Source organism: Marinobacter sp. CH_CUG1437-1, assembly GCF_037029655.1.
Lineage (GTDB): Bacteria > Pseudomonadota > Gammaproteobacteria > Pseudomonadales > Oleiphilaceae > Marinobacter > Marinobacter salsuginis.
Genome location: NZ_JAYMEW010000001.1, coordinates 898,622 through 923,255, shown reverse-complemented (window position 1 = coordinate 923,255; position 24,634 = coordinate 898,622). Strand labels below are relative to the sequence as shown.

General features: G+C 58.8%; 20 protein-coding genes. 12 read left to right on the top strand and 8 right to left on the bottom strand.

Annotated elements, in window-relative coordinates:
• Positions 1 to 55: 55 nt before the first annotated feature.
• Positions 56 to 502 carry a flavodoxin gene (locus WA411_RS04155; protein ID WP_069182146.1) on the top strand — a complete coding sequence of 149 codons (447 nt, stop codon included), beginning with the start codon at positions 56 to 58 and terminating at the stop codon, positions 500 to 502.
• A 102-nt stretch (positions 503 to 604) separates the two neighbouring features.
• Positions 605 to 3,163, top strand: coding sequence for an EAL domain-containing protein (locus tag WA411_RS04150; protein WP_222465526.1), 2,559 nt, complete (start codon positions 605 to 607; stop codon positions 3,161 to 3,163).
• A gap of 4 nt (positions 3,164 to 3,167) precedes the next feature.
• Here WA411_RS04150 and WA411_RS04145 read toward each other — a convergent pair whose 3' ends face one another.
• The 3 genes from WA411_RS04145 to WA411_RS04135 all read right to left on the bottom strand — a co-directional run bounded on the left by WA411_RS04145 (position 3,168) and on the right by WA411_RS04135 (position 5,541).
• The gene (locus WA411_RS04145; protein WP_069182148.1) at positions 3,168 to 4,025 is read right to left on the bottom strand and encodes an acyl-CoA thioesterase; all 858 of its coding nucleotides are present in this window, start codon (positions 4,023 to 4,025) and stop codon (positions 3,168 to 3,170) included.
• Between the two features lie 133 nt (positions 4,026 to 4,158).
• Positions 4,159 to 5,313 carry an NAD(P)/FAD-dependent oxidoreductase gene (locus tag WA411_RS04140; protein ID WP_291904489.1) on the bottom strand — a complete coding sequence of 385 codons (1,155 nt, stop codon included), beginning with the start codon at positions 5,311 to 5,313 and terminating at the stop codon, positions 4,159 to 4,161.
• Between the two features lie 60 nt (positions 5,314 to 5,373).
• Positions 5,374 to 5,541 carry a rubredoxin gene (locus WA411_RS04135; protein WP_008173532.1) on the bottom strand — a complete coding sequence of 56 codons (168 nt, stop codon included), beginning with the start codon at positions 5,539 to 5,541 and terminating at the stop codon, positions 5,374 to 5,376.
• A 266-nt stretch (positions 5,542 to 5,807) separates the two neighbouring features.
• Between WA411_RS04135 and WA411_RS04130 the strand changes: the two genes are divergently transcribed.
• The 5 genes from WA411_RS04130 (at position 5,808) to phoR (ending at position 10,008) form a co-directional block, all read left to right on the top strand.
• On the top strand, positions 5,808 to 6,365 hold the full coding sequence (locus WA411_RS04130; RefSeq protein ID WP_291904490.1) for a hypoxanthine-guanine phosphoribosyltransferase: 558 nt from the start codon (positions 5,808 to 5,810) through the stop codon (positions 6,363 to 6,365).
• On the top strand, positions 6,346 to 6,909 hold the full coding sequence (locus WA411_RS04125; protein ID WP_291904491.1) for a chorismate--pyruvate lyase family protein: 564 nt from the start codon (positions 6,346 to 6,348) through the stop codon (positions 6,907 to 6,909). The genes WA411_RS04130 and WA411_RS04125 overlap by 20 nt, the downstream gene beginning before the upstream one ends.
• A 69-nt stretch (positions 6,910 to 6,978) precedes the next feature.
• The gene (gene ubiA, locus WA411_RS04120; RefSeq protein WP_136629879.1) at positions 6,979 to 7,866 is read left to right on the top strand and encodes a 4-hydroxybenzoate octaprenyltransferase; all 888 of its coding nucleotides are present in this window, start codon (positions 6,979 to 6,981) and stop codon (positions 7,864 to 7,866) included.
• A 76-nt stretch (positions 7,867 to 7,942) separates the two neighbouring features.
• A complete protein-coding gene (phoB, locus tag WA411_RS04115) occupies positions 7,943 to 8,635 on the top strand; it encodes a phosphate regulon transcriptional regulator PhoB (RefSeq protein WP_069182153.1) in 693 nt (230 codons plus the stop codon).
• 53 nt (positions 8,636 to 8,688) lie between these two features.
• Positions 8,689 to 10,008: a phosphate regulon sensor histidine kinase PhoR gene (gene phoR / locus WA411_RS04110; RefSeq protein WP_069182154.1), complete on the top strand. Its 1,320-nt coding sequence runs from the start codon at positions 8,689 to 8,691 to the stop codon at positions 10,006 to 10,008.
• Here phoR and WA411_RS04105 read toward each other — a convergent pair.
• Positions 10,005 to 10,883: a response regulator gene (locus tag WA411_RS04105; protein ID WP_291904492.1), complete on the bottom strand. Its 879-nt coding sequence runs from the start codon at positions 10,881 to 10,883 to the stop codon at positions 10,005 to 10,007. The genes phoR and WA411_RS04105 overlap by 4 nt on opposite strands.
• 226 nt (positions 10,884 to 11,109) lie before the next feature.
• Here WA411_RS04105 and WA411_RS04100 point away from each other — a divergent pair, with 226 nt between their 5' ends.
• From WA411_RS04100 to rsuA, 3 genes are all read left to right on the top strand, one after another.
• A complete protein-coding gene (locus tag WA411_RS04100) occupies positions 11,110 to 12,360 on the top strand; it encodes a lytic murein transglycosylase (RefSeq protein ID WP_291904493.1) in 1,251 nt (416 codons plus the stop codon).
• A 62-nt stretch (positions 12,361 to 12,422) separates the two neighbouring features.
• On the top strand, positions 12,423 to 13,451 hold the full coding sequence (locus WA411_RS04095; protein ID WP_291904494.1) for a metal-dependent hydrolase: 1,029 nt from the start codon (positions 12,423 to 12,425) through the stop codon (positions 13,449 to 13,451).
• A gap of 5 nt (positions 13,452 to 13,456) precedes the next feature.
• Positions 13,457 to 14,149: a 16S rRNA pseudouridine(516) synthase RsuA gene (rsuA, locus tag WA411_RS04090; protein ID WP_291905794.1), complete on the top strand. Its 693-nt coding sequence runs from the start codon at positions 13,457 to 13,459 to the stop codon at positions 14,147 to 14,149.
• A 3-nt stretch (positions 14,150 to 14,152) separates the two neighbouring features.
• Here the strand turns inward: rsuA and WA411_RS04085 are convergent, their stop codons facing one another.
• Both WA411_RS04085 and pbpG read right to left on the bottom strand, forming a co-directional pair.
• The gene (locus WA411_RS04085) at positions 14,153 to 14,632 is read right to left on the bottom strand and encodes an asparaginase domain-containing protein (RefSeq protein ID WP_136629875.1); all 480 of its coding nucleotides are present in this window, start codon (positions 14,630 to 14,632) and stop codon (positions 14,153 to 14,155) included.
• Between the two features lie 19 nt (positions 14,633 to 14,651).
• Complete coding sequence (gene pbpG / locus WA411_RS04080; protein WP_291904495.1) at positions 14,652 to 15,602, bottom strand: D-alanyl-D-alanine endopeptidase; 951 nt, start codon at positions 15,600 to 15,602, stop codon at positions 14,652 to 14,654.
• A 226-nt stretch (positions 15,603 to 15,828) separates the two neighbouring features.
• On the opposite strand from pbpG, the gene WA411_RS04075 reads away from it, so the two are divergent.
• Complete coding sequence (locus WA411_RS04075; protein ID WP_291904496.1) at positions 15,829 to 18,432, top strand: EAL domain-containing protein; 2,604 nt, start codon at positions 15,829 to 15,831, stop codon at positions 18,430 to 18,432.
• Between the two features lie 12 nt (positions 18,433 to 18,444).
• Here WA411_RS04075 and ilvD read toward each other — a convergent pair whose 3' ends face one another.
• Positions 18,445 to 20,133 (bottom strand): dihydroxy-acid dehydratase, encoded by a 1,689-nt coding sequence (gene ilvD, locus WA411_RS04070; protein WP_291904497.1) that lies wholly within the window; start codon positions 20,131 to 20,133, stop codon positions 18,445 to 18,447.
• Positions 20,134 to 20,311: 178 nt separating this feature from the next.
• Between ilvD and WA411_RS04065 the strand changes: the two genes are divergently transcribed.
• A complete protein-coding gene (locus WA411_RS04065) occupies positions 20,312 to 22,729 on the top strand; it encodes a xylulose 5-phosphate 3-epimerase (protein WP_291904498.1) in 2,418 nt (805 codons plus the stop codon).
• Here the strand turns inward: WA411_RS04065 and WA411_RS04060 are convergent.
• Positions 22,710 to 24,443, bottom strand: a complete 1,734-nt coding sequence (locus WA411_RS04060) for an alkaline phosphatase D family protein (protein ID WP_291904499.1) — start codon at positions 24,441 to 24,443, stop codon at positions 22,710 to 22,712. The genes WA411_RS04065 and WA411_RS04060 overlap by 20 nt on opposite strands.
• Positions 24,444 to 24,634 lie beyond the last annotated feature (191 nt).

Genomic DNA, 24,634 nt, shown 5'->3' with positions numbered 1-24,634 from the left:
TCGTGCGCCACCGAACAACCGTAACGTCATTTCCATGGCAGCGAACAGGTAACCTATGACATCACTCAGAATCCTGGTGGGCAGCGTCTACGGTGGCGCACTCCTGACGGCCAGAACCATCAAAAAGGAGCTGGAAAAAGAGGGGCACCACGTGACCGTGCTGGAAAATCCGGCGCTGGATGACATCACCTCGAACGATGATCCACTTCTGGTGTGCACCTCCACAACCGGGCAGGGCGAACTGCCGGCGAACCTGTTGCCCTTCTACCTGGACCTTCGGGATCAACTGCCCCAGCAGCCAGGCCGGCCGTTTGGCATTATCGTGCTGGGCGACAGCTCTTACGGTGATACCTTCTGTGGCGCCGGCGACCTGATTGAGGAAGCTCTGTACGAGACTGCCGCCCGCAAGGTTGGAGACACGCTTCGGATTGATGCACTCGAAACCATGGAACCGGAAACCGAAGCACTGCCCTGGGTCCGGTCGTGGCTGGAGCAGGTATGAGCCACAGCTACAAAAATTTGCCAAACAGGACCCGCCGGTGACTTGAGCCGCCAAAGGCGACACGCCATACTCGTCTGGACAACGACAATTAAACGGTACGACGTGGCATCCATTTACTGGCTTCGTTTACTGATAACGCTTCTGCTGTTATCGGGTCTGGCCGCCCCATCCCTCGGGGCTGAGGTTTCCTATGTTCCGCAGATCGAGTATCTGCGCACCGCCACCGATAACAAGCTCACAGCCAGTGAAGCCCTGGCTTCCGACGACTGGCAAACGCTCGAGGAAGAAAGCCCGAATTTTGGCTATATCCAGGACATCGTCTGGCTCCGGTTTCCGGTGGGCCACCCTGCGACGATCAATCTGCTGGAAGTTCGTTACTCACAACTGGACGAGCTGACCTTTTTCCTGCTTGAGAACGATCGGATCGCACAGCGCGTGGAAACCGGCGATCACGTTCCCTTTGACCAGCGCCCGATACTGCACCGTCATTTCCTGTTCCCTTTTGAACAGAGCATTGCCAGCGAGTATGAGATATTGCTTGAGGTGCGCACAGACGGTGCCATGCAGATTCCGGTGCGACTCTGGAACGCCCAGGCGTTTTTCGAGCACTCATCCACGGAAGACCAGATGCATGCGGTCTATTACGGCATCCTGATCACCGTCATTTTCTTCAATCTGTTTATTTTTGCCGCTCTACGAGAGCCGGTATACCTTCTCTACGTTCTTTCAACACTGGGCTACCTCCTGCTGATTGGCAGCCTGAACGGGACTACCTTTCAGTTTCTCTGGCCCCACAGCCCCGCCCTACAGAATCAGATCATGTTGCTGGCGGTGCCCTTCTCTCTGCTGTTCACGCTCATTTTTTCCCGTTCGTTCCTGAAGCTTGAAGCCACCGGCCCCGTTCTGAACCGGCTCGTAGTGTTCATGGTTTCCGTGAATGCAGTAGTTGGACTTATGACATTCTTCCTGGACTACAGCACCGGCAGTCGCCTGACCGTAGCCCTGGCAATACCCAGTTGTCTGCTGCTCACTGTGCTGGGGCCGGTGCAATGGTGGAAGGGAAACCCGCAGGCCGGCTATTACACCGTGGCCTGGGCCGCATTGACTCTGGGCAGCGCGATTACGGCGGCTAACAAATACGGTTTGCTGCCCAACAATTTTGTGACCACTTACGGTATGCAGATCGGATCGGCACTGGAAGCCATTCTGCTAACCCTGGCTCTGGCGGCACGGCTTTATCAGGAACGGCAGGACAAGGTCGAGGCGCGGGAAGCGGAACTGAAGGCTCTGGCGGCACGGCGGTCAGCAGAGCTGAAGCTGATGGATCATGCTTTGCACAACCCCCTCACCGGCCTTCCCAACCGGGGCAGTCTGGAGATGATGCTGAATGATCTGATGATTCGCAGCCCGGAGCGACGCTATGGCATTGCGGTCATCCACCTGAACAACCTGCAGTCGGTCACCAAAACCCTGGGGCATCGCAACAGTGACCGGATTCTGGAACTGGCATCCAAGCATTACAATGCCGTGGCGCGGGAGCTTCCGGGCACCCTACCGGTGGAACAGAGTGACCAGCGCAATTTTTACCTGGCATCACTGGATCCTCAGACCTTTGCGTTCATTGTCGACGCCGATGCCACAGGCGCCGTGCCGAGGGCCATTCTTAAGGCTCTGGAAGGCATACGCTACCCGATAGACTATCTGGGCATGCAGATTCCCCTGGACCCAAGACTTGGGGTGGCCATCTTTCCTGAACACGGCACGGATGCAAACACCCTGATACGCCGTGCCGTCATCGCCGAAGGCTCGGATTCCGCGTTAGAGCGGGGTATTGCCTATTACAAGTCCAAAAAAGACTCTTACAGTGCCGACCGGCTGACCATGGTGTCGGAGCTGCGACACGCCCTGAACACCAACGAGCTTGTCCTGTTCATGCAGCCCAAGCAGAGCCTGAAGACAGGTCGGATTGTCGGAGTTGAGGTTCTGATTCGCTGGCCTGGCCGGGCGAAACCGATCCGCGCCGATGAGATAATTACCCTTGCGGAACAGACGGGCCTGATCAAACCGCTGACCCGGTGGGTACTCGAGCAATCACTGGAGCTGCGTTCACGGTTGCTGGATCGTGGCTGGCCTATGAACATATCCATCAACATCTCGCCCAACAACCTGCGGGAACCGGACTTTCCCATTTTCGTTCAACGTTTGATGAACAGCTATCACAGCCATCAGGGCGCCATTATTTTCGAAGTAACCGAAACCTCCATGATGCAGGACCCGGGCAACTCTCTGAAAGCCCTCAACTCTCTGAGCGCCACGGGTATCCCGGTATCAATCGATGACTTCGGCTCCGGGTATTCCTCCCTGTCCTATATCAAGCAGTTGCCCGCAAGCGAGATCAAGATCGATCGTTCACTGGTTACCGAGCTCACCACCGAGGCGGAAGACCGTGTGATTGTCCAGACCACCATTGAAATGTGCCACAGCCTGGGCTACCAGGTGGTGGCAGAAGGCGTGGAGGATGACGTCACAGCCAATCTGCTCCGGGACATGGGCTGCGACATGATCCAGGGCTACCTGCTGACGCCGCCGCTGCCGTTTGATGAACTGTTGGAGTGGCTGGAGCGCAGTCAACAACAGCCCGAGCGGCGCAAGCTGGGGTGACTGGCTAGGACCTCTGCCGGATCAGCGCTTCCTGGGTGGTGGATGCCACCAGCACCCCCTCCTGATTGAAGAAATTACCGCGATTGAAACCCCGCCCGGCCGACGCGCTGGGGCTGTCCTTGTCGTACAGCAGCCATTCGTCCATGCGGAAATCCCGGTGGAACCAGATCGCGTGATCCAGGCTGGCCACCTGCAGCCCCTTACTCATGAAGGTCAGGCCGTGTGGGTTCAGTGAAGTGCCGAGAAACTGGAAATCCGATGCATAGGTCAGCAGGCAGCGGTGCAGCACGGGATCGTCGGGAAGATGCCCCTGTGCGCGGAACCAGCTCTGTTTATGGGGCGGGCGCTTCTCCGGCTTCAGGGGGTTGACCGGGTTCACCGGCCGAATCTCGATTGGGCGGTCGCGGGTCAGGATCGGCCGCATTTTTTCCGGCACCTGGGGGGCCAGCAGTTCGCCCCACTCCTGTTCCGAGCGCAGTGTTTCCGGGTCCGGCGCATCCGGCATGGTCAGCTGATGCTCGAAACCCTCCTCGGCCACCTGAAAGGACATCGACCCGGTCAGGATTTCCTTGCCATCCTGACGGGCAATCACCCGACGTACCGAGAAACTGCCACCATCGCGGACGCGCTGGACCTCGTAGTCGATGGGCATGCTCTGGTTACCAGGGCGCAGAAAATAGGCATGGAGGGAGTGGCACAGGCGACCTTCGACCGTCCGACTGGCCGCCATCAACGCCTGGCCGAGCACCTGGCCGCCAAACACGTTGGGAAAGCCCAGATCCTCACTGTCACCCTGGAAATGATCGTCACCGATGGGCGAGAGATCCAGCAACTCCACCAGTCTCTTGGTTACCTCAAGCATGCCTGCTCCTGTGATTTCGTTAGCACACGAAGGAGTTTTCTACCGCAAGCGGCGAAATTTCGCAACGGAAAGCCGTGATCGGTCATTATAAAACAGCCCCGTGGGAACGGGGCTGTCGCATGGAACGGGAGAGTCAGCCGTGTATCGGTGGCACTTCCTTCGAGAGGGCCTGCTTTTCCATGGCAAAGCTGCCGGTCACCGCAAATCCAAGGACATCGCCACCGGGGCTCTTGAACAGTGCCTTGACGCTGGTGCCATCCTGCTCCACCTCCCAGCTGCCCTCGGCCTCCGAGGGTGGCGGGCAAACCGCCGTGGGACAACAGGGGGTTTTGATCATCACCGGCATGGTGCCGTAGCTCACTTCAGTGCGCTCACCCAGCAGCGTTTTGGCAAGCGCCCGGGAACAGGCCATCAGCGGCAACACATACAGCAGGACGTGTCCGTCCACTTCGGCGCAGTCGCCGAGTGCGTAGACATCCGGTGCCGAGGTCTCCAGAGCGCGATTGACGACGATGCCACGGGACGTCTCGAGCCCGGCAGCCCGGGCCAGATCGGTCCTGGGACGCAGGCCGACAGCGGACAGTACCAGATCTGCCTCGAGAACTTCGCCATTGGCCAGGGTAAGACTGACACCATTACCCTGGCGGTCCACCCGTTCAACCACGGTACCCAGGTGAAAGCCAACCCCCAGATTCTCCAGCTCCTGCTGGACAGCGCTGGCCGCAGCCTCCGGTAGCAATCCGGGCATCACCTCCTCGGAGGGTGCAATTACCTCAACGTCATAACCGCCGTTGCGAAGGTCGTTGGCAAACTCACAACCGATCAGACCGGCCCCCATGATCGCCACCCGCTTACCCTCGCCCAGGGCTTCCCGGAAGGCGCGATAATCCATCAGGTCATTGATCGAGAACACATGCTCCTGAGCATCCCCGTCGAGGCTGAGCCGGATTACATCGGCACCCCAGGCGAGGACCAGCTTGCTGTAGGCAAGGCGTTCATCACCGAGAATCAGTTCGTGGGCGTCGGTATCAATGCCGGTAACCGTGGCAAAGGTGCGGATCCGGACGTTCAACTGCTCTGCCATGGCGGCGGTCGCGCCCTGGGCCAGCCCGTCAGCATCCTTCCCCTTGGTAAAGCCGGTGGACAACATGGGCTTTGAATAACTCACACCATCGTCGGCGGTCACCATCAGAACCGGTGACTCCTTGTCCTGCTTGCGGATTTCCCGTGCCAGCGAATAGCCGGACAACCCGGTACCAACGATGATGATGGGGGCCTGTTCAGTCATAACCGCATTCCTGTATTTAACGAACCCTGGCAGATTTCACCTGCCGCGCGCCGGTCAAGATCAGCCGATCTCGATCATCTCGAAGTCTTCCTTACCGACACCGCAATCGGGACAGACCCAGTCTTCCGGTACATCTTCCCACTTGGTACCAGGCTCAATGCCGTCCTCGGGCCAGCCCTCGGCCTCATCGTAAATCAGGCCACAAACCACGCACTGCCACTTCTTCATAGGTTTTCTCCAAAAAATCAGTCGGGCGCAATAATAATTGTCGGACAATCATGCACGCAAGTGTTTAGTTCGCATAACAGATACGAACAACTGTCGAATCAGGCCATCATACCCATCGCTCCGGAATTGACCAATGCCAATACCGACGGCCCCGCCGGGGGTTTTCTGCCAATAGCCACAATTACAGATCTGACAACAGAAGCCGCCCCTCCCTTCTGCCGCCCCTCTCCGGTATAATCGCCGGTTTTACGACAGGACCGACCGATATGACCGATACCGTCGCCGAAATGAACCGGGTAATGGCCGAGGCCGACTGCCTGGTCGATGAACAGCAGGTACAGACTGCAATCGGCAACCTGGCCGACGATATTACTGCCCGCCTGAAAGACAGCAACCCCCTGCTATTCTGTGTGATGAATGGCGGACTTATCCTTACCGGACAACTGCTTCCCAGACTCCGGTTTCCGGTCCAGGCCGAATACCTGCACGCCACCCGTTATCGTCAGGAAACCACAGGCGGCATCCTTGAGTGGAAGTTACAGCCCGAGGCCGACATGAACGGCCGTACCATCCTGATTGTCGATGACATTCTTGATGAGGGCACCACCCTGTGCGCCATCGCCGACTACTGCCGCGCCCACGGCGCCCGTGAAGTGCTGACGGCGGTTCTTGTCGACAAGCAACACGACCGCAAAGCCCGCCCGGATCTGAAAGCCGATTTCACCGGTCTGGAAGTGGAAGACCGATTCCTGTTCGGCTACGGCATGGACTACAAGGGCTACTGGCGTAACGCGCCCGGCATCTATGCTGTCAAGGGACTCTGACATCGACAGCCGCCTGACCATACCTCCGACGGACTGGTACCAATCGCTGACGGCTGCCGGCCTCCGAAATCCGAAAGTGCATGGGCCCGCCCGGTACTGGCTGCAGGTGGAGGGCTCATTTACCCGGGCCCTGCAGAAACAATGCAGCTGCTCCTTTCACGTTGAGGTCCGCCGCGAGGGTTTTGCAACGCCCACACAGGAAGAGGCCCGACATCTTGGCATTCCACACCGGCAGTTCGCGTGGATACGGGAAGTCAGCCTGTGTGGTGATAACCAGCCCTGGGTTTTGGCCAGAACGGTCATTCCCCTGAACTGCCTGGAAGGTGAGGGCCGACGACTGCTGCACCTGGGAAACCGGCCGTTGGGCGCCTACCTGTTCACAAGCCCCCATTGGCAACGGGGACCACTGGAAACCGGGCTCTGCAACCCGGCACTGCCCGGCCAGCCGGAACTGGCCCGTCGCTCCCTGTTCAGCGGCCACAACAGCTCCCTGTTGGTTGGTGAATACCTGCTGCCAACCCTGTTTCAGCGAAGCACGCTTTAACCGGCCTCCTGCGACTGGCTATAATCGCTGTTCTCATTCAATTCCCAGAACACCAGACGGACGCCCGCCATGCTGCCTGATGTTGTGCCAGAACCTATCCAGCGCCGGTTGGCCGATTATGCCAGCCTGCTGAGAATCGACCGCCCGATCGGCACCCTGCTCCTGCTGTGGCCAACCTACTGGGCGCTCTGGCTGGCCGGTGATGGTAGCCCCGGGCTTGGCAACGTTATTGTGTTCACCCTGGGCGTCTTCTTCATGCGTGCGGCCGGCTGCGCCATCAACGATTTCGCCGACCGGGACTGGGACAAGCACGTCAAACGCACCAAGGATCGCCCCCTGACCGCCGGCCGGGTCAAACCCTGGGAAGCGGTGGCGCTGTTCGCCGGCTTGTGCCTGGTTTCCTTCCTGATGGTGGTTCTGTTCACCAACCCGCTGACTCTGTATCTCTCCTTCGGCGGTGCGCTGCTGGCGTTTATCTACCCGTTCATGAAGCGCTACACCCATTTACCCCAGCTATTCCTCGGCGCAGCTTTTTCCTGGGCCATTCCCATGGCATGGGCGGCGGAAGCGGGGGAGCTGAGCCAGCTCACGTGGCTGCTCTTCACCGCGAACGTGCTCTGGACCGTGGCCTACGACACGCTCTATGCCATGGTGGACCGTGACGACGACCTGAAAGTGGGCATCAAATCCACGGCCATCCTGTTTGGCGATGCCGATAAAGCGATCATTGCCATGCTGCAGGGCATGGTGGTGCTGATACTGATCATGGTAGGCCACCGCGCTGAACTGGGCACTTTCTATTACCTGGGTGTTGTGGCCATGGCCTGCCTGTTCGTGTACCACCAGTACCTGGCGCGGGAACGGGAACGTGAGGGTTGCTTCAAGGCGTTTCTCAATAATAACTGGGCCGGCTTTGCGGTTTTTGTGGGCCTGGTGATTGATCTCATGGTCAACTGAACCTGTCATATACTTGTAACACTTGAGCGTTGTAATGAGGCAGCAACAAATCAAGGTCTGACACAGGTTAACGCCCATGAATGGAAAAACTGTCCTGATCGTCGATGACGAGGCACCGATTCGCGAGATGATCGCCGTGGCCCTCGAAATGGCAGATTATGACTATCTGGAGGCAGAGGATGCCCGGGAAGCCCATGCCCTGATTGTCGACAAACAACCGGATCTCGTGCTCCTCGACTGGATGCTACCCGGCACCAGTGGTGTGGAACTGGCACGTCGCCTGAAGAAAGAGGAAGCGACGGCCGACATTCCCATTATCATGCTCACCGCCAAGGTTGAGGAAGACAACAAGATCCAGGGCCTGGAAGTGGGTGCCGACGACTACATCACCAAACCCTTCAGCCCACGGGAGTTAGTTGCCCGTTTGAAAGCGGTCCTGCGTCGTGCAACGCCACCGGGCGTAGACAGTCCGATTGAAGTGGAAGGCCTGACCCTGGACCCGGTCGGTCATCGCGTCACCACCCAGGAGGGTGCCCTTACCATGGGCCCCACCGAATACAGACTGCTACAGTTCTTCATGACCCACCAGGAACGGGTATATACTCGCTCCCAGCTTCTGGACCAGGTCTGGGGTGGCAACGTCTACGTTGAGGAACGGACAGTCGATGTACACATCCGCCGGCTCCGCAAGGCGCTCGGCGACAAGTACGACCACCTGATCCAGACGGTACGGGGAACCGGCTATCGTTTCTCGACCAGAGCCGCGTAAGTAACTCCGGCCAGCTGAGCATCGGCCCCGGAACGGACACAAGGCAGTTTTTGATGCAGCACAACTGGTCGCGATACCTGCGCTACATTATCGGTGGCCTGATTGGCTCTACCCTGGTTGGCCTTTACTTCGGAGAGCCTGTCTACGGCCTGACCTTTGGTCTGATTGTCTACCTGTGGTGGACGCTGCTTCAGGCCCGGCGCCTTTACCAGTGGCTGACCAACCCCAGCGCCACCGACGAAGCACCCCAGAGTATCGGGCTCTGGGGCGACATCTTCGACAATCTCCACAAACTGCATCAGACCCACCTGAGAACCCAGGACCGGTTAAGAGCCCAGATTAACCGGGTGCAGGAGTCCACCAACGCCATGCGCGATGGTGTGATCATGACTGACTCCCGGGGAGCCATGGAATGGTGGAACGGTTCCGCGGAATACCTGCTGGGCTTTAGGCGAAATACCGACCAGGGGCAGTACATCCATAATCTGATCCGCACGCCAGCGTTCAAGACCTACTTCGATTCGCGGGATTACCGGGACCCCCTGGAAATACATTCGCCGGCCAAGCCTCACATCCACCTGCAGATTCAGATCAGCCTGTTCGGTGATGACGATCGCCTGATCGTCGCCAAGGATGTAACCCGCCTGTACCAGCTCGAACAGATGCGCCGGGACTTCGTCGGTAACGTTTCCCACGAGATGCGCACGCCTCTGACCGTCATCAGCGGTTACCTGGAAACCCTGGTGGACAACGCTGAAGACCTGCCCCCGAAGTGGCGCCGCGCCATCAACACCATGGCCGCCCAGTCATCCCGGATGGAAGCCCTGATAACCGACCTGATCCTGCTATCGCGGATCGAAACCGGGGAACAGACGGTGAACGACACGCTCACGGACGTGGACCAACTGCTGACTCAGATCTGCCATGACGCCCGGGCACTCAGTGGCGAAAAACAGCACGAGATTTCCGTGCATATCGGCGACCACCGGTTGCTCAAAGGCGATGAAAGCCAGCTACGCAGTGCGTTTTCGAATCTGATTTTCAATGCCGTGAAGTACACGCCTGCAAACGGCCAGATCAGCGTATCCTGGTCGACAAACCGGGAAGGCGCTCACCTGTCCGTGAAGGACACCGGCATCGGCATTGATCCGGTTCACATACCTCGCCTGACGGAACGCTTCTACCGGGCCGATCCCAGTCGCCATAAGGATACCGGCGGCACTGGCCTTGGCCTGGCAATCGTCAAACACGTATTGCTCAACCACGATGGCAACCTGGAAATTCGCAGCCGGATTGGCGAGGGCAGTGAATTTATCTGCCATTTCCCCCGGGAACGACTGGTCGAACGCATCCCGGAGAGTGCGGAAGGCTAGCGCATACCCGCACGGAAACGGGCGACAAACCTCGATAAGTCCTCAAGCTTTTTCGGGTCTTCATCGACAAAACGGATGGTGACGCTGACAAAATCCGTGTCCTGGCGTTTATCCACCGCCTGCAACTGGTGCACGTAACCATTGAGGCGGGCCATCTGGCCTTCGCCGGTCTCGATATCGACCACCGCCTGATCGAGAATGCCCGGAAACACCTGATCCCGCTTGGCAATCACCCGCACCTCGGTCAGGTTGATATCCTTGACCACCGATTTCAGGGTGCTTTCCGCAAAGCGTACCGAAGCCATGCTCATGGAACCGCGGGACGGGGTCTGTTTGGGCGTTGCGGCAGGGGCTGCCTGCGCAGGTGACGAAGGGGTTGAAGCAGGAGGGCTATCCGCCACGGTGTCCGGCTTGCGGGTGAGCAGATTGGCCGACTCCTTGAACGCATCGGCCGGGCTGGCCATGGACTTGCCACTGCGATCCATGGCGTCTTTCAGTTTGCGGCCCATCACCTTGATGATCTTTTTGCTCAAGCCCTCGGGACTGAACGGCTTGCCCAGGTATTCGGAAACGCCCCCCTTGACCGCTTCAATTACATGATCCTTGTCGCCGCGACTGGTGATCATGATAAACGGGACGTTTTCATATTGCGGCTGCTGGCGCATCCACTGCAACAACTCCAGTCCCGACATTTCGGGCATCTCCCAATCGCACAGGATCAGGTCAAACGCCGTCCGCGACATCAGCGACTGGGCCCGACGGCCATTCTGGGCATCGGTTGTCTCAATCACCGGAAAACGCTGGCGCACGGTTCGTTTAACCAGATCACGTACAAAGCTGGCATCATCAACGACCAGCGCTTTCAGCATTGCCATGGTTCAGACCTTCCCCTAGCTACAACCCGAATCTATGGTCCAACTATAGAACAAAGACTCGCGCCAGAAACCTGCCGGCAACAAAAAGACGACAATCAACAGAGTCCGGGAACCCGCAGGTTAAAGAATTGTCACTCCACCGGGCCCCGGACAGTGTTTCTCCGGCTGGAAAACGCGCTAACATGGGCTCAGGATCATTCCACCATCAGCCTGATAGAGGTTTTGTGTGCTGACCAGACCTGCAAGGATTCTTCGCCAGGGCTGCCTGACCAGCGGCTTGTTGTTTTCCGGTTTTCTCTCTTTCCTGTCACTGCCTGTTCTCGCCCAGGACGGCGCTTATTCCGAGCCGGCAGGCTTTGCTGAATGCAAAGCACGGCTTCAGGAGCAGGCCATTACTGCCGGCGTCAGCAGCAAGACCGCCAGCGAGGTGATGTCCGAGGTCAGGCACCTGGCCCGGGTGATCGAGCTGGATCGGCGTCAACCGGAGTTCACCACCACATTTGCCGATTACCTGAACCGGCGCGTGAACGACGCCCGGGTCAGCAAAGGCCGTGAGCTTCTGAAGGAACACCAGGAGCTGCTGGCCAGAGTCACGCGGGAAACCGGCGTGCCTGCGCCCTATCTGGTAGCCTTCTGGGGCCTGGAAACCAATTTTGGCAGCTATTTCGGCAAGATGCCGGTGCCCAGCTCCCTGACAACACTGGCCTGCGATCCGCGCCGCAGCACCTTCTTCACCGAGCAGCTGATCGCCGCCCTGCGCATTATCGACGAGGGCGCCATTCCGGCCGACCAGATGGAAGGCTCCTGGGCCGGCGCCATGGGCCATGTCCAGTTCATGCCCACCGTATTCCTGAAACACGCGGTGGATGCCGACGGCGATGGCCGGAGGGATCTCTGGAACAGCCTGCCGGACGCCATGATGTCGGCCGGCAGGTTCCTGGAATCCATGAACTGGAATGGCGACTATCGTTGGGGGCGTGAGGTGTTGCTGCCAGCGAATTTCGACTATTCCCTGGCAGATGGGCGTCGCCTGCCACTGAAAGAATGGCGAGAAATGGGGATCACCGATGCCTTTGGCAATGCCCTGGCCCGTGAACCGATTGATGCCGCCCTGGTGGTACCCGCAGGACATCGCGGCCCGGCGTTCCTTGCCTATGACAACTTCCGCGTGATCATGGGCTGGAACCGCTCCGAGTTCTACGCCATAGCCGTTGGTCATCTGGCGGACCGGATTGCCGGTGCCGGCAAGTTGCAGAACCCTCCGCCCGTGGATGCTCCAGCGCTGTCCCGCGACAACATCATCAGCCTGCAGAAAGCCCTTCAGCAAAAGGGCTATGAGCCCGGCAAGCCCGATGGGATCATGGGCCCGGCAACCAGGTCTGCGATCCGGCAGTTTCAGGCCGCTAACAACCTGGTGGCCGATGGCTATCCGGGAGAAGCGGTTCTGGCGCAGCTGGGAATACCGGCAGGCCAGTGATCCACGGGAGAGCCTTGGGCCTACTACTGCAGGTACCTTTCTTGACGCGAGACTGATCTGATATGGACTCCATAACGCAGGCTGCCCTGGGCGCCTCCCTGGCCGGCGCCGTAGCCGGCAAGACCCTTGGCCGCTCGGTTTTGCTGACGGGCGCCGTGCTGGGCACCCTGCCGGATCTGGATGTGGTCATCGACTACGGAACAGCGGTGGCTAACTTCACCCAGCATCGGGGGTTCAGCCACTCTCTCTTCATTCTCGCCCCTCTGGCGGTGGTGCTTGCCTGGCTGCTCTGGCACTGGAAACCGCAACTAAGTTTCCAGCGATGGCTAGCGCTGACTGGCCTGATCCTGATCACGCACCCACTGCTGGACTCCTTTACCACCTACGGCACCCAGCTGTTCTGGCCCATCGGCCCTCCGGTGGCCATCAGCAGCATTTTCATCATCGACCCGCTCTATACCCTGCCCCTGCTGGCCGGCTGTCTGTTATTCCTGGCCCGGCCGCCTGCCAAATCGGCGGTCATCGCGGGGCTGGCCGTCTCCACTCTCTACCTTGGCTGGAGCCTGATTGCGCAACAGGTCATTACCCAAAGGGTGCAACCCGCGCTCGCGGAAGCCGGGCTGGACGACCCCGACCTGCTTGTTCAACCCATGCCTTTCAACACCCTGTTGTGGCGCGCCACGGCTCTGCAGGGTGACCAGCGGGTAGAGATTGTTACCGGCTTTCTGGACGGCGATACCCCTCTGAATCTTGAATATTTTCCGCGCCGCACGGATCTGCAGGAGGCAGTGTCGGATCTGCCCGAGGCCCAGCGCCTGGAATGGTTCACCCGTGGCTTCCTGGATTACGACCAGGTTGGTGACCGCATCATGGCCACCGACATCCGGCTGGGAATTCCCGGCGCGCACCCCTTTACCTTTGTTCTGGCAACCCGGAATGGCAGCGGTATCGACCCGACGGCAAGCTTCCGGACTCCCCGACCCGATGTGAACACCGAAGCCCTGGGGCTGCTCTGGTCCCGGATGACGGGAGAAACCCCGGTGCTTTGCCTGGCCAGCCTGAGCTCGCCAGCACCGGGACAGCGCTGTTGAATCGCATGCGACTCGACCAGTTTATTGCCACCAGTACCGAACTCTCCCGAAAAGACGCCAAACGGGCTATTAGCCGAGGTGAGGTAACGGTCAATGAACAGATCTGTAAGGGCGCCAATACCCGGTTGGCGGGCCATGAACGGGTGGCATTGTCCGGCAAACTCCTGAACCTGCCGGGAGAGCGCTACCTGATGATGAACAAGCCAGCAGGGGTGGTGAGCGCAACAACCGACAGTGACCACCCAACGGCACTCGACCTGTTGCCTTCAGATGTCACCCGGAACCTGCACATCGCCGGCCGCCTGGACGCAGACACCACCGGCTTGCTGCTGCTGACCACTGATGGCAAGTGGTCCCATCGGGTCACCTCACCACGAACCGATTGCCCCAAAACCTACCGGGTAACGCTGAGCGAACCGCTGACCGACGCAGCGGCACAACAACTGGAGCGTGGGGTGGAGTTGCACAACGACCCGAAGCCAACGCGACCGGCCGGGGTAAAGGTTCTGGAAGAACGAATCATCGAGCTCACGATTTCGGAAGGGCGCTACCATCAGGTCAAGCGTATGCTGGCAGCGGTTGGCAACCACGTCGACGCGCTGCATCGACTGAGGATCGGGAAGGTTGAACTGGATACAGCGTTAGGACCGGGTGAATACCGGGAACTGACCCCAGAGGAAAAAGACAGCCTGGCGTGACATTCAGGTGCGCTCGAAACGCTGCGCCTTCAGGTTCTTGCGCACGGCTCCGGCCTCGAACACCTCGCCATTCATCGCGATATAGACTCCCGGTGGCAACAACTGCACTGCGGCCCAGGCAAACCCGATATTGAATACGGCATCGGTTCGACGCATGCGGGCCGGCTGCATGGCGCCGGTCAATACAATGGTCTTGTCCTTGAGGCGGGCCAACACTGCGGCCGTATCGGCCATGGTATCAGTGCCGTGGGTGATCACGATCCGGTCACAGTCACATTCCGTCGCCGCCGCCAGCACCAGTTGGCGGTCCTCATCGGTCATTTCCAGGCTGTCCTTGCGCAGCAGTTCCCGCAGGCGATAGCCCTCGTGGATGTTGGATTCCGACAACAGCTCCGGCAGCATGCTGTGCCCCACCTCGAACTCGCTGTTGGCATCGAAGTACACCTTGTCGATGGTGCCACCGGTCGTAAAGATCTGGATCATGGCGGAGTTCCTTTCAGGATCAGTTCACACTGACCGTGCTGTTACCTGCGGTCGCATAGGCCGCATTCTTTTCCTGTTCATAGCGTCTGGCCGCCGCAGCCACCGAACCCCGGGCTCCGGTATCGAGCCAGCGCTTGATACGCCCGGCATCGCCCATGGGCGAGCGCGTACCCAACGAATCCAGCAAAACGGTCACAACCTCTTTCCCGTTCATCTTCGAGATCATGACCAGACAACGCCCGGCCTCGGAGAGGTAGCCAGTCTTGCTCAATCCCACACCCCAGCTGTCGCGATGAACCAGGGCGTTGGTGTTACCAAACGACAGGCTGTAACGGGGCTGGCGGAACTGGCCACGGAAGTAACCGGTGGTGGAGTATTCACGGATTTCCGGATATTCAGCCGCGGCGTTTACCAGCTTCACAAGGTCCGCAGCGGTTGAAAGATTCTCGGACGACAGTCCGGTCGGATCGACAAACCGGGTGCCGGTCATGCCCAGGGCCACGGCCTTGGCGTTCATCGCCTCGATAAAGGCATCGAATCCACCGGGGTGGCTGCGGGCCAGGGTGTAGGCGGCAAAATTTTCAGAGGACATCAGTGCGATGCGCAATACATCTTTACGACGCATCTCCGAGTCGATACGGATCCGACTGTAAGCATTCGCGGCGGCGGGCGTGTGCCGCTCCCGGAAAACCAGCCACTCATCCAGCGGCTCTCCGGATTCCAGGACAACCAGGGCGGTCATGACCTTGGTGACCGAGGCAATGGGTACGGATCGGTCCGCATTCTTGCCGAAAATGAGTTCGTTATCGCCGGCCACCGCGACCGCCGCATTCACCGAAGCGAGCCTGGGGCCATTTTCTGTTTCCGCCTCCCGCTCCTGGGATTCGCCCCCCGTTTGATGTGCCACAAGCACCCCGGGCAGCCAGAGCAGCATCAAGATCACGATAGGAGAAAAGCCGGCAAGTCTCATTTGTACAGATCCTGTGATTTATTCATGCGTAACACTATCGGTCCAGAAACAGACTTCTACAGATATGGCGGTCAGGTCTAACTATAACAGCGAATACCTTGTTTGATCAGGTGAAAAGTTTCTTGCGCCAATTTCACACAGCGAATGCACGTGCGTTTAGAATCCATTAAAATTCTGCCTGATTCATTGAGTTAGAAAACACCACTCAGCGGGAATTGCACTTCATATGGACGACGGCACACAACAGACTGAAAAGGCCGTGCTGTCAGAACTCCGAGCCCAATCAGGGCTGACACCATTCCGACGCTGGCTGCCCTTTCTGTTTCTTTTCGCTTCTATGGCCTACGGCCTTCTGGCAGCCTTGCTCCATCAACCTGCAAACCCGCTTTCGCCGCTGCCGCATGTTGACGCTCCCGCCTCAGCACCTCAGTCCCCTCGCATTGTGCAGATCGACTATCTGGTTGCACCTCTGGAGCAAGTAATAGACAACGAAAACTGGCGCCGGCAAAACTGGCAAGCAGCCCCTTCAGAGAACTCCGGCATTGGCTACTACGACGGCCCCGTCACCTTCAAGGTGACCGTGGAAAACCCCGGAACCGAAGACGTCGAACAGTGGGCACTGGTATCCGCACCTTACATCGACCGGCTCAGGCCCGCCATTCTCGATGAAAACGGCGTTTTCCAGAGGCTTCGCGAAATGGGAGACATCTACCCGTTCGGTAACCGGCTGGTCTCGCTACCACCATGGATCTGGCCAGTTTCATTACCAACGGGCACGTCCACACTCCTGTTCGAGGTTCAGAATACAGGCCCCACGTTGCTGCCCATTACCATTATGGAACCGAACAACGTCGTGAGCAGCATCGCAGGCACCATGGCCTGGAAGGCATTCATTACCGGCCTCCTCGTCTTTGCATTGTTGCTGAACCTCAGTTTCATGATGAAGTTCAGGCTTCCGGGACTGGCCTGGCTGGGCGTTCTCACGCTATCCGTTATTCACGTGCAGCTGGTCATGGAGGGCTTTGGACTCTGGTTAATCTGGCCAAACTTACCGGAAGTAAACGCACTACTGAACATCAGCTTGTGTCTTTGCCTCATCTCACTTTGCCAAATCACGCCAAACTTCATCCAGGTCTCTAGACTCCCGAGGCTGCTACTGAATGCGACGAGTGTGCTCGGCCTGTTGCACCTACTGGCCATGCCATTGCAGCTATCGTTGCTCGGGCAGGACTCCTTCCTGATACTGGCCCTGGCCGGTGGTTCAATGATTCTGGCCCTGGCTCTCAAACAGGCCCGGCACGAGGTGTATGCCCGCTACTTTGCTCTATCACTGCTCTGTATTCTCCTGGGCACAGTGATATCGGCAGCCCGGACTGTCGGCTGGGTCCCGGTGAACAGTTTTACCGACTCTGCATTCTTTATCGGCGCGGCGGCCGCGTCTCTCATTCTGACCAGTGGCATTGGCCGTCAAATACTGGAAGAGCGCAAAAAAAGGCTGAATTCCGATATTCGCGCCCGCCAGGAACGAAAGCTGCGATCTCACGTTGAGCAGAATTATAAAAAACTCCTCAAAACCCATAGCGTAACCGGCAAACCCAATCGGGCCATGCTGGAGGAGTCATTGGTCCAGCTTGATAGCCAACAGCGGCCCTACACCGTCGCCATGATTCAATTGACCCGCTTTAACGAAATTGAGCAGGCACTTGGCTATCGTACGGCAGAGGATCTGCTCAGAAGCTATCTGTGGGAGCTGGACGGATTTCTCAAACGGATCATGGGGGATCGGCTGATCATGGTTGACGGCTATGCGCTTGCCAGCATTGATACCAGCAACCATGCCTTCGCCTTTTACCAGAGCGATACTGCAGACACTGATACGGAAAAACTGAAAACCATCGTGAACTGGTTGGGAGAGAACTTCCGCGAGGGCCGATTTTCGCTATCCTGGAGCCCTTCCGTGGGTATTGCTCATGCGCCGGAACATGGAGTCGACGCGTCAGCAATCCTGTCATCTGCCGGCTTTGCTGCCCTGAACACGCATCAGTCCCTGACGGTTTACGACCCGGCTATCGCAGACTTGCAGTACCAGCAGCAAATGCTGATGCTGGATATCGAAGAGGCGCTGGGCAACGGCTGCATATGGCTGGAATACCAACCGACAGTGCGCATAAAGGACGCAAGTATCGCGTCATTGGAAGCCCTGATCCGCTGGCAACATCCGGATTTCGGGACGGTTGCCCCGGATCGATGGATCCCGTTAGCCGAACAGGTCGGGATGATTCACCATGTTACGCTCTGGGTGGTCGACCGTGTCTGTGAAGACATGAGCGCCCTGAAGTCTCGACACGGAGACCACATTGCAGTCGCGGTCAATATTTCTGCAAACGATCTCACCTATCCAGACTTTCTTGAAAAGGTGAAGGGGATTGTTCAGCGCCATGGAGCACAGCCCTCCGACCTGATTCTGGAGATTACCGAAACAGCGATGATGGCCGACACAGTCCTGGCACAGGAAGTCATTCGGACCCTCAGCCACAGCGGGTTCAGAATTGCCGTCGATGATTTTGGGACGGGACACTCTTCGCTGGGAACCCTTGCCACATTCGAGCTGGACGAGTTGAAAATCGATCGTAGCTTTCTCAGTGGCATACTCACCCAACCGGCCCGACAACGAATATTCCGGGCGGCGCTGGACCTGGGTGAGGCCCTGGAGCTGGATGTCGTAATCGAAGGCGTGGAGGAGGAAGCTATCGCCGCCTGGCTGCAGCAGTTCCCCGGCCTTTACGGCCAGGGATATTACTGGGGTAAGCCAGAACCGTTGAAGAGCTGAGCTCCAGTTATATCACGGCAGATCGGTCACCGCCCCTTTTGAGGCCGAACTTACTGTTCGCGAATACTTCGCCAGTGTGCCTCGAGTAAATCGCGGAGGCGGCGCCTGCCAGGCCTGGCGCCGGCGTTCCAGCTCTTCACTGGAGACGTCCAGCTCAATCCGGTTGCTGACGGCATCAATGGTAATGGTGTCGCCATCCTCAACCAGTGCGATGGGGCCGCCCTCGGCCGCTTCCGGCGTAATATGACCAACTACAAACCCATGGCTGCCGCCGGAAAAGCGGCCATCGGTTATCAACGCCACATCACTACCCAGGCCCTTGCCCATGATGGCGGAGGTTGGGCTCAGCATCTCCCTCATGCCCGGTCCACCTTTGGGGCCTTCATAACGGATAACCAACACATCACCGGCCACCACCGTGCCGTCGAGAATCCGCTCCTGGGCCTCTTCTTCCGAATGGAATACCCGGGCACGGCCGGTAAAGTGAGTACCTTCCTTGCCGGTAATCTTCGCCACTGCCCCGGTTGGCGCCAGGTTCCCGAACAGGATCCGTAAATGGCTGTCCGCCTTGATCGGATTATCAAAGGCATGAATAATGTCCTGTCCCTCCGGATAGGGCGCCACGTCGGCCAGGTTTTCCGCAATGGTCTGGCCGGTTACAGTCAGGCAGTCCCCATGCAGCAGCCCATGATCGAGCAGCATCTTCATAAGCGGCTGAATGCCGCCAATGGCCACCAGCTCCGACATCATGTAGTGGCCACTCGGGCGAAGATCCGCCAGCACCGGCACCCGCTTGCCAATCTCGACAAAATCCTCCAGTTCCAGATCCACACCGATCGTACTTGCCATGGCCAGCAGGTGCAGCACCGCATTGGTGGAACCGCCCAGGGCAATCACCACGGTGATGGCGTTTTCGAAGGCTTTGCGGGTCATGATGTCGCTCGGTTTGATGTCTTTCTCCAGCAGATTCAGCACTGCGGCACCGGCACCACGACAATCCGCCGCCTTTGTATCTGATACGGCATTCTGCGCGGAACTTCCCGGCAGGCTCATGCCCATGGCCTCGATGGCCGACGCCATGGTGTTGGCGGTGTACATGCCACCACAGGAGCCTGGCCCCGGTATCGCGGTTTCCTCGATCTGCTTGACCTCGATCAGATCCAGGTCGCCACGGGCATGGGCACCCACGGCCTCAAACACGGAGATGATATCGGTATGGTTCTCGCCGGGCATGATCGTGCCGCCGTAGACAAACACCGATGGCCGGTTCAGGCGCGCCAACCCCATCATGCAACCGGGCATGTTCTTGTCACAACCACCGATCGCCACCAGGCCATCGAAGCCCTCACAGCCAGCAACAGTTTCAATGGAATCGGCGATCACCTCCCGGGACACCAGGGAATACTTCATACCCTCGGTACCGTTGGCTATGCCGTCCGATATCGTGATGGTATTGAAGATCAGCGACTTGCCGCCTGCCTCATCGGCGCCGGCAGCCGACTCTTCGGCCAGCTGATTGATGTGCATGTTGCAGGGCGTGAGGTTACTCCATGTAGACGCAATACCGATCTGGGGCTTTTTGAAATCCTCATCGGTAAACCCGACGGCCCGAAGCATGGCTCGGCTGGCTGATTTGCCAATGCCATCAACCACCGGAGCCGAATATTTACGGCGCTTGTCCTGGTTCTTGTCTTGCGTCATGGGAGTCTCCTTTTCAGATGCCTTGTCCGACCAGACTCTCAGAAACCATCGCATTCGGCAACGGGCGGGCGAGCAAGCCTGCCCGCAGAAAGATGCAGTTTCGACTGACCTGCATCAATGGCAGTTAACAGCGGTGGTTTTAAAATCCCCTGACATACTGACGCCATGGAGGCATCTCATGCCATCGCCAATTCACTCAGCACCGGCGGATCACACCGCTACCGACTGCCCGGATTACCGGCGCTGGTGCGATGGCTATGGCGTCATCGAGCACAACGAAACCACGCGACATCAGGTCAGTTTGCTGGCAGAGCATCTGGTTGCCGCCGGCCACCAGCCGGACGCCGCCACCGTTTATCGCAGGCTTGCCGATCTGGATCGGCTGACCAGTGCCGGGCTGTGGCTGGTGGTGCATATGACCTATGCCCGCCGGGTCGATGTCTCCGGTCAACCCCTGGCACCCCAGGACTTCAAAACCAATCCGGAAGGCCACACTGGCGGTGCACTGAATATGGTACCGGCCTATGCCGGCTATCTCGCACTGAACAACCTGACCGGACGGACGCGGAGCTGGTTGATGGGGCAGGGACATTGCGTGGCCGCGGTGGATGCCCTGAATGTCCTCACCGGAAACCTGCATCCGGAACAGGCAGAACGTTATCGCGGGCCCGACGGGCTTTCCACCCTGGTGGCCGATTTCTACAGCTACCGGCAGAAGCCGGATGGCAGCATGGCAGCCCCTCTTGGCAGCCATGTCAATCCGCACACCGCCGGTGGCATTCTCGAAGGTGGTTACCTGGGTTTTGCCGAACTCCAGTATGCCCACATGCCCTTGCCGGGAGAGTCCCTGGTGGCCTTCCTCTCGGACGGCGCTGCCGAGGAACAGCGCGGTAGTGACTGGATCCCCCGCTGGTGGCGCGCCGAGGACTGTGGCGCCGTGATGCCGGTCATGATTGCCAACGGCCGGCGCATCGAACAGCGCACCGAACTGGGTACCCGCGAAGGGCTCGAACGTTTTGAAGCACATCTTGAGCACCGGGGCTTCGTGCCCTTCCGTTTTGATGGCCGGGATCCTGCCGCCTTTGTCTGTGCCCTGTATGAGATGGAACAGGCACTGGCTACCAATGGCGAAGCCGCTCTGAGGGGCGAAAGCAGCTATCCCGTGCGGGTGCCCTATGGCATAGCGGAAACCAACAAAGGTTACGGGTTCTATGGTGCCAGCAGCAACGCTGCGCACAATCTGCCGTTGCCCGGCAACTCGCGCATGGACGCCAGAGCCAGAGAGCTGTTTAACGAACATGCAGCCAGATTGTGGGTGGCTCCGGACGAACTTCAAAACTGTATTGCTCAGCTGAACCAGCACGCCGGTCAATCACGCGCCCTGGAACGGGACCATGCCCTCGCAGTACGCAATCCACCGGATCCCGTGATCCCGAGACTGCCGGCCAATCCCGACCCCACCTCGCCCATGAAGGCCGTGGATGATTTTTTCCGGGCTTTGGTGGCTAACAACCCGGGGCTCAGGCCAAGGGTGGGGAATCCGGACGAACTGGCAAGTAACCGGCTTGAGGGGGTCCTTGAAGATCTGAAACACCGGGTAAACGAGCCCGAGAACGATCAGGAATCGGTCCATGGCAAGATCATCACTGCCCTGAACGAAGAAGCCGTGGTATCGGCTTGCCTGGCCAACAAGGCCGGGTTGAACCTGGTGGCCAGCTATGAGGCGTTCTGCGTTAAGATGCTCGGCGCCATCCGCCAGGAGCTGATCTTTGCCCGGCACCAGAAGGAAGTGGGCCGCCCTGCCCGCTGGCTCGGACTGCCGGTTATTGCCACCTCACACACGTGGGAAAACGGCAAGAACGAGCAGTCCCACCAGGACACCACCTTCTGCGAGAGCATGCTCGCGGAGATGAATGATGTGTCCCGCGTCCTGTTTCCGGCAGACTACAACAGCACCCTGGCAACACTGCCCTCGGTGTTCAGTGAAAGAGGCAGGATCACGTGCATGGTCATCCCGAAACGTGAACGCCCCTGTGTGTTTGACAGACGGGAAGCGGAACTGCTCGCCAGACATGGTGCCCTGGTGGTCGATGAGGACACCGCCGGGGGCGAACCATTGCTGCTCATGGCCAATGGTGCCTATCAGTTGTCCGAGGCCATCCGGGCGTGTGAACGATTGCGTGAAACCGGCACCCCATTCCGGCTGGTCTATATCCAGGAGCCGGGCAGGTTCCGCCAGCCAAGGGACACGATGGAAGCAGAGGTATGCCTGTCGGAATTCGAGAGGGAGCGTCTGTTCCCCCATCGCATTCACCGGCGGGTAGCCCTGACTCACATGCGCCCTGAGGTGTTCCGGGGCCACCTCTACCCGTTGTTCCCTGACCCGTCCCAATCCCGGGTTCTGGGCTACATCAACCGCGGGGGCACACTGAACGAGGCCGGCATGCTGTTTGCCAACGGCTGTTCCTGGGGCCATGCCCTGGCTGCCTGCGCGGGTGTTATGGACAAGCCACCGGGGGAGTGGCTGTCCAGCGCCGAGTTGGCAGCGGTTGAGGGCCGGGGCGACCCGGCCGTTATTACACGGGGTCTGCCATGAGTACGCCCTGACCCGCCAATACCCGTCGAGAAGCTGTTCGGCCCGCATCGATCTGGTACTCCCGGGACTTGATGGTGTCCACGAAGTACCAGTCCGCTTTTGCTTCTTCCGGAGTGAAGGTAACCAGCATGTATCCCCGCTGATTCACATTCAGGTAATCCAGATCATCGACCAGCAGACTGATCGCCTGTTCCGCACCCTGAATCATCTCATCCGGAATGCCCAGGTACTCCTCCAGACCGGGTGATGTCACCGAGGCCGTGGCGAATTCCACGCCAATCTGGTCCCCATTGATGTCCTTCAGATTGTTGGCCCAGGCATTGTGGGTATCTCCGGCCAGCACGACCAGATTCTTGTTCAGCGCCTTGGCGGTCCCCAGAACCACCTCCCGCTCATATTGGTAGCCATCCCAGGCGTCCAGATTGTAGGGGGCAACGGTGTTGATGCGAGCCAATTCCTCTTGCGTCAGAGACGGATCCCCCTGAAGGGCGCGACCTTTGAGCTGCGCCAATTCGGCCAGGTTTTGTGGCAGGCCCTCAAACTGCTCGGTAGCAATTGCTACCAGCAGTTCCGCGGGCAGATTCATACGGCCCATCAGTACCTGTTGCCCCAACACCTGCCACGTGGCCGTGGAATAGTTCAGGGAAGACTGCAGCCACAGCAACTGCTCCGCGCCCAGCAGGGTGCGGTTCTGACTGCCGACATCCGCAGTAAAACGAGCCGCATCCAGGCCTTCGCCTGTGAAGTAGTCCATATAGTCCAGTTGCTGGTCGCGCCCGATGATGCGGGTATCCAGCATGTGAAGATCCACCAGATTGCCGAACCGGAAGGTCCGGAAGATAGCTTCGTCGCTTCCTTCGATCACCGGCCGGATCGGCATCCACTCGAAATAGGCCTTGAGGGCATTGAGTTTGCGTTCGGTGAAATCCCCTTCTCCGTCATTATGGTTTTCGGCGCCCTCCTCCCAGGTGTCGTTGGCCACTTCATGGTCGTCCCACACCACGATAAACGGCACTCTGGCATGGAGAGACTGAAGATCCGGGTCTGACCGGTACGCAGCGTAACGCCTGCGATAATCCGCCAGTTCAATCAGCTCAAGGTTGTTGTTCTCGGGGAAGGTCCGGCCCAGGTCCTGGGCATCCTGAGCCGCATAGCTGCTGCTGTCAGAGCTGTATTCGTAGATGTAATCGCCCAGATGCACCACGGCATCCAGATCAGTCTGTTTACTGATTTCCCGGTAGACGTTGAAGTAACCGGCCGGGTAATTCGAACAGGACACCACGGCCAGACGCACCGAGTCGATACTGCCCTCCGGCAATGTCCGGGTTACGCCCACCGGTGACTGACGATCGGTCGTCTGGAAGCGATAATAGTAGGTTTGCCCGGGCACAAGACCGCGCACATCCACCTTGACGGTGAAATCATGGGCTGCAGCAGCCTCCGCTGTACCCGAATGCACCAGGTTCTCGAAATCCTCGTCCGTGGACACCTCCCAGGCCACGCCCACCGGGGCGCCGCCATTCGCAGGCGCTGCCCGGGTCCAGAGCATGACACCGTCAGCAAGCGGATCGCCACTGGCCACACCGTGAGTGAAGGTGATTGTGCGCTCATCCGAGCTGTCCAGCACACAGCCTGCCAGGCCGGTAGAGACCACCACGGCCCCCATACCCATGGCTGATGCCTTCAGAAAATCCCGTCGTGTCAATCGTTTCATTGTTATGTCTTCCCCTGCATTCATCCTTCATAGCCCGGCATCCTGCGATCCTTGCCGGTACTACTCCAACTGAAGAACCTAGTCGGGCTTCGTTAAGAACGCATTGCCAAATTGCGACAGGGGGATGGCAAATCACGACAGGCCTGCGCTAACTGCCAGAATTCATAAAAAAGGGGAGCTCGAGGCTCCCC

Bases quoted from the DNA above. Each gene is read 5' to 3' on its own strand.
- WA411_RS04155 (WP_069182146.1), top strand. From the start codon at position 56: ATGACATCACTCAGAATCCTGGTGGGCAGCGTCTACGGTGGCGCACTC.
- WA411_RS04145 (WP_069182148.1), bottom strand. From the start codon at position 4,025: ATGCTTGAGGTAACCAAGAGACTGGTGGAGTTGCTGGATCTCTCGCCC.
- WA411_RS04140 (WP_291904489.1), bottom strand. From the start codon at position 5,313: ATGACTGAACAGGCCCCCATCATCATCGTTGGTACCGGGTTGTCCGGC.
- WA411_RS04135 (WP_008173532.1), bottom strand. From the start codon at position 5,541: ATGAAGAAGTGGCAGTGCGTGGTTTGTGGCCTGATTTACGATGAGGCC.
- WA411_RS04130 (WP_291904490.1), top strand. From the start codon at position 5,808: ATGACCGATACCGTCGCCGAAATGAACCGGGTAATGGCCGAGGCCGAC.
- WA411_RS04125 (WP_291904491.1), top strand. From the start codon at position 6,346: ATGCTGTCAAGGGACTCTGACATCGACAGCCGCCTGACCATACCTCCG.
- ubiA (WP_136629879.1), top strand. From the start codon at position 6,979: ATGCTGCCTGATGTTGTGCCAGAACCTATCCAGCGCCGGTTGGCCGAT.
- phoB (WP_069182153.1), top strand. From the start codon at position 7,943: ATGAATGGAAAAACTGTCCTGATCGTCGATGACGAGGCACCGATTCGC.
- phoR (WP_069182154.1), top strand. From the start codon at position 8,689: ATGCAGCACAACTGGTCGCGATACCTGCGCTACATTATCGGTGGCCTG.
- WA411_RS04105 (WP_291904492.1), bottom strand. From the start codon at position 10,883: ATGGCAATGCTGAAAGCGCTGGTCGTTGATGATGCCAGCTTTGTACGT.
- WA411_RS04095 (WP_291904494.1), top strand. From the start codon at position 12,423: ATGGACTCCATAACGCAGGCTGCCCTGGGCGCCTCCCTGGCCGGCGCC.
- rsuA (WP_291905794.1), top strand. From the start codon at position 13,457: ATGCGACTCGACCAGTTTATTGCCACCAGTACCGAACTCTCCCGAAAA.
- WA411_RS04085 (WP_136629875.1), bottom strand. From the start codon at position 14,632: ATGATCCAGATCTTTACGACCGGTGGCACCATCGACAAGGTGTACTTC.
- pbpG (WP_291904495.1), bottom strand. From the start codon at position 15,602: ATGAGACTTGCCGGCTTTTCTCCTATCGTGATCTTGATGCTGCTCTGG.
- WA411_RS04075 (WP_291904496.1), top strand. From the start codon at position 15,829: ATGGACGACGGCACACAACAGACTGAAAAGGCCGTGCTGTCAGAACTC.
- ilvD (WP_291904497.1), bottom strand. From the start codon at position 20,133: ATGACGCAAGACAAGAACCAGGACAAGCGCCGTAAATATTCGGCTCCG.
- WA411_RS04065 (WP_291904498.1), top strand. From the start codon at position 20,312: ATGCCATCGCCAATTCACTCAGCACCGGCGGATCACACCGCTACCGAC.
- WA411_RS04060 (WP_291904499.1), bottom strand. From the start codon at position 24,443: ATGAAACGATTGACACGACGGGATTTTCTGAAGGCATCAGCCATGGGT.